Genomic DNA, 13,193 nt, shown 5'->3' on the forward strand with positions numbered 1-13,193 from the left:
TTTGTAAAAAATCAGGTTAGTATGAAAAATTCAATCTTAAATGAAAATTCATTGAAATTTTTAGAGAAATATATAAATACTCCGTCACCTACCGGGGCCGAAAGTAAGGGACAAAAATTATGGATTGATTATATTACCCCTTTTGTTAATGAAGTTCGAACAGACAATTATGGAACAGCATACGGAATTATCAACCCGGAATCAAAGTATAAAGTAGTAATTGAAGCTCATGCAGATGAAATATCTTGGTTCGTAAACTATATTACAGATGACGGTTTAATTTATGTCATTCGTAATGGTGGATCTGATCATATGATTGCTCCTTCAAAAAAGGTTCATATACACACTAAGAAAGGTATAGTAAACGGTGTTTTCGGTTGGCCGGCAATTCACACAAGAAATTATACCGGTGTAGAGGAACCACCTAAGGTTGAAACTCTATGGGTTGATTGTGGTGCCACGACTAAAAAAGAAGTAGAAGAATTGGGAATTCATGTAGGTTGCATCATCACATATCCGGATGAATTTTTTATTTTAAACGATACGTATTTTGTCGGAAGAGCCTTAGACAACCGAATAGGCGGATTTATGATTGCGGAGGTAGCAAAACTTATTAAAGAAAATAAAGATGTTATTGATTATGGTTTATATATTACCAATGCAGTTCAAGAGGAAGTTGGATTAAGAGGAGCAGAAATGATAACGCAAACTATCCAACCCCATGTAGCCATAGTTACGGATGTCACCCACGATACTACTACGCCAATGATAAATAAGATGAAACACGGAGAAATAAAATGCGGAAACGGTCCTGTAATTTCTTATGCACCGGCTGTACAAAATAATTTAAGGGAATTAATAATCGACAGTGCAGCAAAAAATAATATTCCTTTTCAAAGACAAGCTTCCAGTAGAGTAACCGGCACAGATACTGATGCTTTTGCTTATTCAAATGGAGGAGTACCTTCCGCTTTGATTTCTCTCCCTTTGCGATATATGCATACTACTGTAGAAATGGTTCATAAAAAGGATGTTGAAAATACTATTCTTATGATTTATAATTCTTTAAAAACAATAAAAAGTAATCTAAGTTTTAAATATTTTTAAAATTAAAAAGGAGCTAATTACTAGCTCCTTTTATATTCTTTGTTATTTCCATTGTATGGATATAAATGGTATTTTAAATATTATATAATATTTTGGAAAAAAAAACAAAGTGGGTCTCTTGTAAGTCAGAGACATTTAATTTATATGGATTATAGTTAGTTGCAGCTTGAGCACAAGAATTGATTAATTTACAAGTATCGGTTGTAATACCTTTATTTATGAGTTTTAAAATATTATCATAATAACAGTTAGTTTTAGCAATTTTATTTTTTTTATTTTCAAGAAGATAGTTTTTATTTTTATATACCAAAGTTGTAAAAAATGTTTTTGTTGAAATATTTTGATCAAATAAATTTAAGAAATGAATTTTCAATTTGCATTCAATTCCATCATTCCATTCATTTTTCCTTTGGTAACGATGAATATAAATAGTATGATTAAGATTATCCTGGTTAGCCTTTTTAGGTAATAGTTTATTATTATTTAACTTAGAATTAGAATCTGTTAAATTATTAACCTGTATTTTAGGATCAAAAAATTTCTTTTTTTTTGATAATCTCTCGCACCAAAGATTAAATTTTAATTTAATATAAGTTAAACTAAATTTTTCAGAATTAAATCTTAGTTTTATAAGAACCTTTTTAACACTTCCAATAATGTCACAATTAAAACCATTTACTCTATTAAAATAGGCAAAAATTATTAATATTAAAATTAATAACAAATACTGAATTTTCATTATAATATTGGTTAGCTAAATAAGATAATTGTAACTTATTTGCAAAATTATTAAAAAAAAAATTAAAACTCATAATTTAATTATATGTTTCAATTTTATATATATATGATAAAAATAAAGAAAAAATATACTTTAATTTGCAAATTATTATATCATATTAATATTTGTTAAAAAAACATTTATATTAATGTATGTTAATTTAATTTTGGATTTTTAGGAGAATTTATCCAAATAATATTCTTTTTATCTACTCTTATTAGTTCTTTTTTCCATAGATTATTATCCCATATTAAAACATTTAAGTCTTCATTATCCTTAACCAACCAATCATCCTTTTTAATTTCATTTTCTAATTGTTCAGCTTTCCAACCTGAATATCCAATAAAAAATCGAATCTCATTAGTATTAATAAGGTTTTCTTGTAAAGCTATTTTAATGTCCTCGAAATCACCTGACCAATAATATTTTTCATTTATAGAAATACTATCGTTAATTAAATCCGGACGAGAATGGATAACAAAAATATGATCTGAATCTACTGGTCCCCCAATATAAACATCTATTTCAGAATCAATATCAGGAACTAAATCTGATAATTTTTGGTGATATATTTTAGTAAGAATGAAACCTATAGCTCCTTTTTGTAAATCATAATCTGTAATAAAAACAACGCTTTTCGAAAAAAAGGAATCATCGCTAATAGGTTTCGAAATTAAAAGTTTACCTTTGTAATTCATTTTTATCTTTTTTTTTCTAACTTACAACATAAAATTACATATTTTTCAGTAATGGAAGATTTATCTGATCGAAGAAAAATATACAATTTAGGTTATCTCTCCGAATCGGAGCTAAAAGATAACCCAATGGAATTATTTAGGGAGTGGTATTTATCAGCAGAGCAGAGTGATAAAATTTCTGAGACTAATGCTATGACTCTTTCAACGGTTGAAGATCATTTAATTCCCCGGACTCGTAGAGTTCTATTAAAACAATACACTTGGGAAGGATTTATATTTTATACCAATTACCATAGCAGGAAAGGTAGAGCAATAAGTAAAAATCCGAATGTATGTCTTAATTTTTATTGGGAAAGTCTTGAAAAACAAATTACCATAAATGGAATAGCAGAAAAGCTGCCTCCTAATTTATCTGATGGATATTTTCATTCCAGGCCTTTAGGCAGCCAACTGGGGGCAATTGTATCTCCTCAAAGTGAAGTAATTCCTAACAGGGATTTTTTAGAAAATAAATTAAGGGAATTAGAAATTGCTACAAATAATAATAGTGAAATTAAAAGACCTGATCATTGGGGAGGATATATAGTTAAACCATATCAAATTGAATTTTGGCAAGGTAGGCCTAATCGTTTACATGATAGAATAGTTTATATATTACAAAATTTTGATTGGATTATACAGCGTTACGCTCCGTAGTTTTCATAAAAAATTCAAAAGAAAATTATTTCATACTTGATTATTTAACGTTTGGAAAATTCAAAAATTTATTTTTTTTAAGTTCTGTTAATAATATGAATTTAAGATAAGTTGATAATTAGCTAGGATGGATCCACATCTACATCAATTTTTACTGAACGAAATGATGATAAGCTATGCAGCTTAGAAATTGCTTCCTTTATGTATTTTTTACTATTTTTTGTTGATTTTGTAGCCGTATATTTTAATAGAATTTTATATATAAATTGATTATTAATCCTAGGTATCAATCCTTCTTCGGGACCTAAAATTAATGGTTCCTGAATATAATTTTTCAAATAATCTCCAACTATATTAGCTGCTTTTTTTACTTTCTCATTATTCTTATGTTTAAATGTCAACTCTATCAATCTAAAGTAAGGCGGATATAAATATTCTTTTCGCTCTCTTAAAATTCCCTCTTTTGCCAAATGGTAATTATTTTCTTTAATAAAAAAATAAAAGGGATTTTCAGGATCAAAAGTTTGTATTAATACTTTACCTTCTTTTCTTCTTCCGGCTCTACCGCTAACCTGTGTTAAAAGTTGCAAGGCTTTTTCTTCTGCTCTAAAATTGGGTAAATTCAATAGAGAATCCGAACGTATTATTCCTACTAATTGGACTTCCTCAAAATCAAGACCTTTGGTTACCATCTGTGTACCAATAAGAATATCTATTTCTTTAAGGGCCATATTTTCAAATAATATTTCATAGGCATGTTTACGTTTCATAGTATCAACATCCATGCGAGCTATTTTAGCATCGGGAAAAAGGTGCTTTACTTCTTCTTCGATTTGTTGAGTTCCAATTCCTTTCGTTTCCAAAGCATGGGAATGACAGCTTGGACATGAATTGGGAAAAGCCATAATATATCCACAATAATGACAACGTAAAGTTGAGCTTACTTTATGATAAGTAAGGGTAACATCACAATTAGGACAAGTGGGTGAGTGTCCACAATTATTACACTCCAGAATAGGAGAAAATCCACGTCTATTATGAAAAAGTATAACTTGTTTCTTATCAGTTAAACATTGGTGGATTTCTTCTTGTAATCGGTAAGAAATATTAGGAGTTAAAGTAGGTTTACATAGGGAGACCATTTCTATTTCCGGAAGTTTTATATTTCCAAATCTCTCTTTAAGTTCTACTAAACCAAATTTTCCCTGCTCACAATTATAAAAGCTTTCCATAGAAGGAGTAGCAGAACCTAGTAAAACTTTTGCATCATTTTGACGAGCTAAAATTTGAACACAATCTCTTGCTTGGTAAAATGGTTTTATTTCAGTTTGTTTATAAGAGCTGTCATGTTCTTCGTCTACAATAATTAATCCTATATTATATAAAGGTAAAAAAATAGAAGAACGAGCTCCAATAATTACTTTATATTTATTATCTAACGTATTTTTCCATACTTCTACTCGTTCGTTCTGACTAAGTTTAGAATGATAAACACCTACTTCATCTCCAAACCGTTTTTTTATTTTAGTTACGAGTTGTGTAGTGATTGATATTTCCGGTAATAAGAATAGTGAGTTACGAGAATTTAAAATTTGTTTTTCAATCAATTGGAAGTACAATTCTGTTTTACCGGATGAGGTCACTCCATGCAATAAAACGGTTGAATAAATTTGGAATTGATTTTCAATCTCGTTCAATACTTCACTTTGAGCCGATGAAAGTTTATAAGAATCTTCTATGTGATCATCGTATTCCTCTAAACGATCTTTCTGAAGCTGAAATTCTTGCAAATATTTTTTTTCAATAAGCGATTTAACTACAGATGGAGAAGATTGTTCTACCAACATTTTTTTTTGAATGAAAGTCGCTCTCTGCTGTTGCATTTTTATAAATAATAACAGTGCTTCTCTTTGCTTTTCAGCTCTGTTTATGTCTACCAATGCTTTTTGAAATATTTCTGAATTTTCAAATATTGGATTTAATTTGACATAGGTTATTTTCTTGGGTTTATATTTTTCAATAATTTGTTCATCCAATTCAATTAATTTTTTTTCATATAAAGATTTTATGGAAGGGATGATGTATTTTTTTGCCAAAAAAGCTTCAATTTCTTTTAAATTAATTGATGTTTTAATCTCGAGATTCTGCATTACAAAGGTTTCTTTTTCATCTAAATCTTCCCAGGATATATTTTGAGATGTTTTTCTGATAAACGTTTCACTTTCCAATTTTAAGGCTGTTGGAAAGGCATTTCTATATACATCTCCTAAGGGACACATATAATATTCTGCAATCCATTTCCAAAATTCAATTAGTTTTTGAGTAACTAATGGATAATCTTCTAGGATAGAATAAATTTCTTTGGTTTTGTAAAGTTCAGGATTCTTATTGTGCAGACTTTCCACAATGGCAGTGTATAATTTTTTTTCGCCAAAAGAAACTACAACCCGTTGCCCGATCTGAATATGATTTTGTAATTCTTTAGGTATGTGATAGGTAAAAACACCATCTAATGAAAGAGGAATAATTACGTTTGCAAACTCCAATTTTTTGTATATTTTTAGAATAACAAAGATACGATATTTAGCATGTATAATTTTTTATTTTAGATTAAGAATTATTGAAATGAATAGATAAAGATGGCTAAGATTTTTTGTTAAAAAGAATATTTCTGTAAAACCCTGAAAATTTTGTTCTTTTAACTGCTGAATTTTTAAATATTATTTTAAATGTCTCTTGATTTATATCATTCCAATCATTTTTAGTATAGGATAATAATTCCGGTTTTGGAATGAATTTTTCTTCATTATGAGGTGTTGAAAATCTATTCCACGGACATACATCTTGGCAAATGTCGCATCCAAAAATCCAATCCTTTAATTTTCCATCAAATTCCTCCCCGATCTGATCTTTCAATTCAATGGTAAGATATGATATGCATCTAGTGGAATCAATTACCCTTTCGGCAATTATAGCGTGGGTTGGACAAGCATCTATGCAGCGGGTGCAGCTCCCACAATGGTTGGTTGGAAAAGCTTCATCATAGATTAATTCGAGATCGCAAATGATTTCTGCAAGGAAAAAAAATGAACCTTTTTGCTTGGATAATAAAAGTGAGTTTTTGCCTATCCAACCTAATCCCGATTTTTGAGCCCACGCTCTTTCCAATATTGGTGCAGAATCTGTAAATACTCTATAGGAGAATTGACCTACCTTATCTTGTATTTCTTGCACTAATTTTTGCAATTTTTCGCGTATAACTTGGTGATAATCTTCTCCATAAGCATATTTAGCTATATGATAGCTTTCTGTGTCTTGCTTTTCTTGAGGATAGTAATTATACAACAAAGAGATAACTGATTTCGCTCCTTCAACAAGTAATCCCGGATCCAATCTTTTATCAAAATTATTTTCTAAATATTTCATGCTCCCATGATATCCTTCTTTAAGCCACTTTTCTAATTTTGGGGCTTCTTCATCTAAAAATTTTGAACGAGATATTCCGCATCCTATAAAAAAATACTCTTTTGACTTCTCTTTTATGAAATATGTTAGTTGATCTTTGTTCAATTCGTAATTAATATGTTTAAAAATATAAATTTCAACCTTTAAAAGGATAAAATTAAAAATCATGTGAAAATAATTCACTCGAACTTATCCAATCTCAAGATATAGATAAATGCTAATAAGACGGACATTTATACAAAAAAAGACTCAAAATATTGTTTTACAATATCATAAGTCTTTTTTTCAATGTAGCCTCAGCGAGGATCGAACTCACATCTAAAGTTTAGGAAACTTTTGTTCTATCCATTGAACTATGAGGCCATTTTTAAAATTTTTTACAAAAGTATGAAAAACTAAGGAAATTTCGAACTATAAATTTATTCCATAATTGTATAACATCTTCCCATGCTATTCAACTTACATTTGCATAGGTAAATAGATGTTAAATTTTATATTAAGATTTAAGTAAAGTTATGAATTTTTATAAAAAAAATAATCCTGTATACTATTACATACCTTTAGAAAATAAAATTGAAGAATCAGATATTTCTAAAATTGATCATGCATTAAATTCTATTAAAGAAATTGATACATGTAATTTAGAGCTGAACAAAAAAAGGATTCGATTGACAAGTAAATACCCTGATGAAGCTATATCTAAAGCTGTAACTATGCTGATAAGCTTAAGGGTTGAAGTTCCTATTATAAAAAATAATTTTCTTATAATAAATTTACGTTGTGCTTCTTGTGCAAATAGCAGTCAAAACATCTTAAAAATGCAACCGGGAGTAATTTCTGCTTCGGTAAATTATGCTAACGAAACCGCATACATTGAATATATTCCTTCAATGATAACTCCGGAAAAATTAAAAGAATCTTTACACGAAGCAGGATATGATCTTATTATTACCAATGAAGATTCTCAAAATTCATGGGAAAAAATACAAAAAAATCATTATCAAGCTTTAAAAAAGAAAACTATCGGTGCCATGCTATTCTCCATTCCTCTATTAATTATCGGAATGATTCCTTCACTCATGCATAAGTATTGGGCAAATTATGTTATGTGGCTATTAGCCACTCCTGTTGTTTTTATATTGGGTAAACAATTTTTTAAAGGAGCATACAATCAAGCTAAACAGGGTACTTCTAATATGGACACATTAGTAGCAGTAAGTACAGGTACTGCATACATTTTTAGTGTTTTTAATACATTATTTCCATATTTTTGGATCCAACGAGGATTGGAACCTCATGTATATTTTGAAGCCTCAGCTGTAGTCATAACGTTTATTTTATTAGGTAAAATATTAGAAGAAAAAGCAAAAGGAAATACTTCTTTTGCTATAAAAAAGTTAATAGGTTTACAACCTAAAACTGTAACTATAATTCAAGGAACCAATCAAGATGAAATTCCAATTAAATCTGTTACTGTCGGAATGACCATTTTAGTTAAACCTGGAGAAAAAATTGCTGTCGACGGAGTCGTAATATCGGGAAATTCCTATGTTGACGAAAGCATGATTAGCGGAGAACCTATTCCTATTGAAAAAGTAAAAGGTTCATCTGTATTTGCCGGAACGATTAATCAAAAAGGTAGTTTTCAATTCCGTGCAGAAAAAGTTGGCAAAGATACTCTTTTATCTCAAATTATACAAACGGTACAAGAAGCTCAGGGCAGTAAAGCACCTGTTCAGAAATTGGTTGATCAAATTGCCGGTATTTTTGTTCCTACAGTTTTTATGATAGCTTTATTATCCATGTTTATTTGGATTATTTTTTACGGAAATCAAGGGTTTATATATGGTTTTCAGAGCTTTGTAACCGTATTAGTTATTGCTTGTCCTTGTGCTTTAGGCTTAGCAACTCCAACAGCGATTATGGTCGGAATAGGTAAAGGTGCTGAAAAAGGTATTCTTATAAAAGATGCAGAAAGTCTTGAAATTACTAAAAATATTAATACCATAGTAATGGATAAAACCGGTACGATAACAGAAGGTAAACCTCAAGTTGAAGATTTTAAATGGTTTATTTCAAAAAATGATCTTGAAAAAAATCTTCTTTATAGTATTGAAAGATCATCTGAACATCCTTTAGCTGGAGCAGTTGTTAGGTTTTTGAATGATAAAAGCATATCTTTTATACCAGATCTAGAGATCATAAATGTTTCAGGGCAAGGTATTATAGGTATTTATCAAAATAAAAAATATTTTATCGGGAACTATTCTTTATTAAACACTAATAATATCTCTATAACTAATGAAGCAAAAAATTGGATAGATAAAAAGTTAGTACAAGCTACTACTTCCATTTTATTTGCTGATGAAAGAAATATACTTGCGGGAATATCCATAGCAGATAAAATTAAACCTACATCACAAAATGCAATTAAACAAATTAAAATGTCAGGTATCGAAATTCATATGTTGACTGGCGATAATAATGCAACAGCTGATTATGTAGCCAAGGAAATCGGAATTGACTTTTATAAATCAGAAGTTTCACCACAGGATAAGATTGCTTATGTGAAAAATCTTCAATCTTCGCCCAATTCAAAAATTGTAGCAATGGTTGGTGATGGAATTAATGACAGTGCTGCACTTGCTCAAGCTGATGTTAGTATAGCAATGGGGCGTGGATCAGACATTGCTATAGATGTTTCAAAAATGACCATAATTTCCGGAGATCTATTAAAAATACTTATAGCAATTAAATTATCTAAACAAACCGTTAAAACCATTAAGCAAAATTTGTTTTGGGCCTTTATATATAATATAATAGCAATTCCTATTGCTGCGGGAATATTATATCCTATCAACAATTTTTTATTAAATCCAATGATCGCTGGTGCTGCTATGGCCTTAAGCAGCGTTAGTGTGGTCAGTAATAGCTTACTTTTAAAATTTAAAAATTAAATGTATATTTTTATAGATGTACTTAGATAAAATTTAAAGAGCCTCCTATTTATTAAGGAGGCTATAATACAAAACTCAAAAAATAAAATTAATCTATAATTATTTTATTATCTAATTAATATCCTTATACTGATATACACAGCACAAATCATGGTTATAAAATAAATTAAGGTGAGTAATGAAATAGAGGGTCTAATATTCTTCATAAAGTTTAGTGTTTAAGGTTTAAACTAGATTATATAAAAATTAAAATAAATTAAATATACTGTTATTTTAATAATACAAATATATAAAATTATTTGATTTATATAAATATAATATTTGTCATATATATATTATAAAATTTTACTTTGATGTTAATGATAAATATGAATTACATTTTATTTATATAATCCCTATTACTATATTTTAGTGATAAAATGCTGTGAAGATGAATTAGTATTTATTAAAGAATAATTGAATTAAATTAGTAAAATAAATAATTTAATTACCTTACACAGTTAATTGTATATAAATTTCATATGGTATAAAAACAAATGTTAAAAAAATACATAACATTTAAATTTTCCACTTATGAATTTATATGTAGGTACTAAGTTACTATAATATTATTTTTTATTTTACGGAATTCCATAACAAAACCTTTTTAATTATTTATAGCTTCAAAAAATATCAGATAATACCATTATATGTTTAAATCTTAAATAATAATAATTATATATCTTAAAAATATTTTATTTATTATGTTTAAAAAAAATATATAGTTCTTATGAAATGATTGTATATTTAAACTACTTATGCCACTTGCAAAACCCTTCTAATTAATATTAAAAAAATGTATTTTTTAATGTTAACTAATAATTAATAATTGGCAAGACTTAAGTCATTATTTTTAATTATTATTAACTATGCATTTTTTATATTTATTTTAAAAATACTTTAACTGATTTAGTTGTTTTTGTATTTCAACAATTTAATAATTTTTTCATTCAAATTTGTTGTTGTATGAAATGCCATTTTCGCCGAATTCTAGATTGATAATATTTCAGTAACCTCATCTAGGTTTAAATGTTTTAACGAATAGAAATCTGCTGTTATTCCTAGTTTATCTTTAACATAAATTTCCAACGTGTTGTTATTTGATCTCTATCTATAGGTTTATCTGAGACTTGAGGAACTAATCCTTTATGAAACAAATATGCCTCTGTATCTGCTGTTTTACTCATAACTTCGTCCCAACAATGACAAGAGATGTCATAGTTCACATAATCTCTTATCCATGAAAACCTAACCGATACGCAATACCCCTCTATCTTTTCTATTTTATAGCTTAAATCACATTCTTTAGGTAGGTTGGTAGTGTCGTAAAGAATTTCTATCGTTTTTTGAAAAACACAATTGATTATTTCTTTGGTTAATTCTGTTTTTTGCTGTAGTTTTGTTACTGTCATAGCAATATCATTTTTTTGATGTTGTACTTAAGCCCTGTTGCTGCGGGGCTTTTTTGGTTTTATGTAGTTTCTTTAATTCTTTGCTTTTTTAATCACTTTTTCAAGTTTGTTAAGGCCTCATAAATCATGTCGTAGGTTTCGGGTGCTAATTCAGACGCGCGTATGGCGCCATGTTCTAATAATAATTCTTTTATCTCTCTGTTTTTTTTCAGCTTCGTAAGAGTATTGATCTCTTTTTTTATAATATTTAACTTCGCTTGATCTGCCAGTTGTGCAAATACCCCCTCACCTTGGAATGCTCCTTTTTTCTCCTTCGTATCTGAATTTTCTTGTACTTTAATATCCTTAATAACTTTATTTATTTCATTGGCTCCATTTAACTCCTTCCCTTCCAACATTTTTTTTAAAAGCTCCAGAGATTCACGCCCTAACTCTATATGCATGTTTACATTTAATTCCATAAGATCTGTTTTTTTAGGTTGGTTTAATTGTTTGCTTTTAACCCATTTGACTTTTTATAAAGTCATTTACCCATTTCTCGGTAAATACTCTTTTTTTTCTGATATAGCCTATCTTGAAAGTGTCTTCGGTCCCAATTACCCCCCTTTCTATCATTCTGTATAAAGTGCGGCGAGATATGGCTGTTCTGTCTACTACTTCTTTGATGGTTAAGACTTTCATATTTTTTTATGTTTTTATTTTGCTAAAATTTTTTTATCCTCATCTATCTGTTTTTTCAATTCATTTTGAAGAATTTCTAATACTTCTTTCTGATATTTTGCGGGAATCTTACCTCCGTAAATCCACATGTTTTTCACAGAATCTACACTCATATTGTATCGAGTAGCCAAAACAACACGTATAGCACTTTTTCTATCTGCTCGTAAGGAAATAAATATGCGTTTTATTTGATCTGTCATTTTTTATTATATTTGTTAAAAGTAATAATGTTATGATGCAAATATACGCATATTTGCGTATAAAACAAATATTATGCGTATAAATTTTACAAAAATGAGTATTATTGTAGATAAGAAATTGATTTTGAATGATATAATGAATCATTTAGGAGTTAAAAAAAAATCAGATTTTGCAAAATTTTTAGGAATTGCTCCAACTACATTATCCAGTTGGTACGCAAGAAACACATTTGACAAAGATTTAATATACTCAAAATGCGAATTCTTAAACCCGAATTGGCTTTTAACGGGAAAAGGCGAAATGTTAAAAGAACCGGAAAGCCCTAAATACAGAGAAGTTAAAGAAGTAGACCCTAATTACATGGAAGTGCCTTTAATTGGAATTAAAGCTCAAGCAGGATATTTGAATGAGTATAATGATGCTACTTTTGTTGAAGAATTGCCCACGGTAAAAGTTCAAGTTGACAGAACTTTTCACGGTAAATACAGATGCTTTGAAGTTTCCGGAGACAGCATGAATGACGGATCGTTCCGTTCTATTTGCGAAGGAGATGTTATTTTGGGTAGAGAAGTTAAAAAAGAGCTTTGGTATTATAAATTACATTTTAACCAATGGTTTTTTGTCATAAACCATGTTAACGGATTGCTTATAAAACAAATTGTTGCACACAATATCGAAGAGGGAACTATTACTTGTCATTCATTAAATCCTAACTACGGAGAAGATTTTACCCTAAATCTTAATGAGGTTAGAGAATTATACAACGTGATCAAAATAACAGAAAGAATTTTAAGATTTTAGCCCAAATAGAAGGCTAAAATTAATTTTTCAACCAATAGAGTTTCTTTTCTAAAAGAATATTATTTACATTATTCTTATGGGTTTTTTGGATTTCTGAAAAAACCACCGGATTGTTATTGCTCAAATTTTCAGGAAAAGAATGGATGGGGTTTTTTGACCGCTACTTATTAGAAGTATTGAAAAATCAATTCTTAAAATACCCTTTTAAAACAATATACATTAAGCCTAAAACATTAATTGTAGTTGTACCTAGCAGAGTTATAATTACAGCATCTGACAGTGGTTTACAAAACATAAAAATAATTATAAACATCAATAG

Annotated in this window: 13 protein-coding genes and 1 tRNA gene; 5 read left to right on the top strand and 9 right to left on the bottom strand. The window is 28.7% G+C overall.

Features of this window, described 5'->3' with window-relative positions; genetic code table 11:
* Positions 1–21: 21 nt before the first annotated feature.
* Entirely contained in the window at positions 22–1,107 is a 1,086-nt protein-coding gene (locus ASC36_RS08340; RefSeq protein ID WP_055426054.1) for a M42 family metallopeptidase, read from the top strand.
* Between the two features lie 73 nt (positions 1,108–1,180).
* Here ASC36_RS08340 and ASC36_RS08345 read toward each other — a convergent pair whose 3' ends face one another.
* Positions 1,181–1,846: a hypothetical protein gene (locus tag ASC36_RS08345; RefSeq protein ID WP_055426041.1), complete on the bottom strand. Its 666-nt coding sequence runs from the start codon at positions 1,844–1,846 to the stop codon at positions 1,181–1,183.
* Positions 1,847–2,040: 194 nt separating this feature from the next.
* On the bottom strand, positions 2,041–2,583 hold the full coding sequence (locus ASC36_RS08350) for a YqgE/AlgH family protein (protein WP_055426042.1): 543 nt from the start codon (positions 2,581–2,583) through the stop codon (positions 2,041–2,043).
* 51 nt (positions 2,584–2,634) lie between these two features.
* Between ASC36_RS08350 and pdxH the strand changes: the two genes are divergently transcribed.
* On the top strand, positions 2,635–3,279 hold the full coding sequence (pdxH, locus tag ASC36_RS08355; RefSeq protein WP_055426043.1) for a pyridoxamine 5'-phosphate oxidase: 645 nt from the start codon (positions 2,635–2,637) through the stop codon (positions 3,277–3,279).
* A 122-nt stretch (positions 3,280–3,401) separates the two neighbouring features.
* Here pdxH and priA read toward each other — a convergent pair whose 3' ends face one another.
* From priA to ASC36_RS08370, 3 genes are all read right to left on the bottom strand, one after another.
* Positions 3,402–5,825, bottom strand: a complete 2,424-nt coding sequence (priA, locus tag ASC36_RS08360; protein ID WP_055426044.1) for a replication restart helicase PriA — start codon at positions 5,823–5,825, stop codon at positions 3,402–3,404.
* Positions 5,826–5,922: 97 nt separating this feature from the next.
* Entirely contained in the window at positions 5,923–6,849 is a 927-nt protein-coding gene (gene queG, locus ASC36_RS08365; RefSeq protein ID WP_055426055.1) for a tRNA epoxyqueuosine(34) reductase QueG, read from the bottom strand.
* Between the two features lie 186 nt (positions 6,850–7,035).
* Positions 7,036–7,107: transfer RNA gene (locus tag ASC36_RS08370), tRNA-Arg, on the bottom strand.
* Positions 7,108–7,259: 152 nt separating this feature from the next.
* On the opposite strand from ASC36_RS08370, the gene ASC36_RS08375 reads away from it, so the two are divergent.
* On the top strand, positions 7,260–9,701 hold the full coding sequence (locus ASC36_RS08375; RefSeq protein WP_055426045.1) for a heavy metal translocating P-type ATPase: 2,442 nt from the start codon (positions 7,260–7,262) through the stop codon (positions 9,699–9,701).
* A gap of 1,100 nt (positions 9,702–10,801) precedes the next feature.
* On the opposite strand, the gene ASC36_RS08380 is transcribed toward ASC36_RS08375, so the two are convergent.
* The 4 genes from ASC36_RS08380 to ASC36_RS08395 form a co-directional block, all read right to left on the bottom strand.
* The gene (locus ASC36_RS08380; RefSeq protein WP_055426046.1) at positions 10,802–11,152 is read right to left on the bottom strand and encodes a hypothetical protein; all 351 of its coding nucleotides are present in this window, start codon (positions 11,150–11,152) and stop codon (positions 10,802–10,804) included.
* A gap of 92 nt (positions 11,153–11,244) precedes the next feature.
* Entirely contained in the window at positions 11,245–11,613 is a 369-nt protein-coding gene (locus tag ASC36_RS08385) for a hypothetical protein (RefSeq protein WP_055426047.1), read from the bottom strand.
* A gap of 37 nt (positions 11,614–11,650) precedes the next feature.
* Positions 11,651–11,833: a helix-turn-helix domain-containing protein gene (locus ASC36_RS08390; RefSeq protein ID WP_055426048.1), complete on the bottom strand. Its 183-nt coding sequence runs from the start codon at positions 11,831–11,833 to the stop codon at positions 11,651–11,653.
* Positions 11,834–11,847: 14 nt separating this feature from the next.
* Complete coding sequence (locus ASC36_RS08395) at positions 11,848–12,072, bottom strand: hypothetical protein (RefSeq protein WP_055426049.1); 225 nt, start codon at positions 12,070–12,072, stop codon at positions 11,848–11,850.
* A 94-nt stretch (positions 12,073–12,166) separates the two neighbouring features.
* On the opposite strand from ASC36_RS08395, the gene ASC36_RS08400 reads away from it, so the two are divergent.
* Together ASC36_RS08400 and ASC36_RS10970 are read left to right on the top strand one after the other, a co-directional pair.
* On the top strand, positions 12,167–12,874 hold the full coding sequence (locus ASC36_RS08400; protein WP_167336877.1) for a LexA family transcriptional regulator: 708 nt from the start codon (positions 12,167–12,169) through the stop codon (positions 12,872–12,874).
* A gap of 110 nt (positions 12,875–12,984) precedes the next feature.
* Positions 12,985–13,193, top strand: a 209-nt coding sequence (locus ASC36_RS10970) for a hypothetical protein (protein WP_221400575.1), incomplete at its 3' end; no start/stop codon positions are given.

The organism is Apibacter mensalis, from assembly GCF_001418685.1.
Taxonomy (GTDB): domain Bacteria; phylum Bacteroidota; class Bacteroidia; order Flavobacteriales; family Weeksellaceae; genus Apibacter; species Apibacter mensalis.

Bases quoted from the DNA above. Each gene is read 5' to 3' on its own strand.
- ASC36_RS08340 (WP_055426054.1), top strand. From the start codon at position 22: ATGAAAAATTCAATCTTAAATGAAAATTCATTGAAATTTTTAGAGAAA.
- ASC36_RS08345 (WP_055426041.1), bottom strand. From the start codon at position 1,846: ATGAAAATTCAGTATTTGTTATTAATTTTAATATTAATAATTTTTGCC.
- ASC36_RS08350 (WP_055426042.1), bottom strand. From the start codon at position 2,583: ATGAATTACAAAGGTAAACTTTTAATTTCGAAACCTATTAGCGATGAT.
- pdxH (WP_055426043.1), top strand. From the start codon at position 2,635: ATGGAAGATTTATCTGATCGAAGAAAAATATACAATTTAGGTTATCTC.
- ASC36_RS08375 (WP_055426045.1), top strand. From the start codon at position 7,260: ATGAATTTTTATAAAAAAAATAATCCTGTATACTATTACATACCTTTA.
- ASC36_RS08380 (WP_055426046.1), bottom strand. From the start codon at position 11,152: ATGACAGTAACAAAACTACAGCAAAAAACAGAATTAACCAAAGAAATA.
- ASC36_RS08385 (WP_055426047.1), bottom strand. From the start codon at position 11,613: ATGGAATTAAATGTAAACATGCATATAGAGTTAGGGCGTGAATCTCTG.
- ASC36_RS08390 (WP_055426048.1), bottom strand. From the start codon at position 11,833: ATGAAAGTCTTAACCATCAAAGAAGTAGTAGACAGAACAGCCATATCT.
- ASC36_RS08395 (WP_055426049.1), bottom strand. From the start codon at position 12,072: ATGACAGATCAAATAAAACGCATATTTATTTCCTTACGAGCAGATAGA.
- ASC36_RS08400 (WP_167336877.1), top strand. From the start codon at position 12,167: ATGAGTATTATTGTAGATAAGAAATTGATTTTGAATGATATAATGAAT.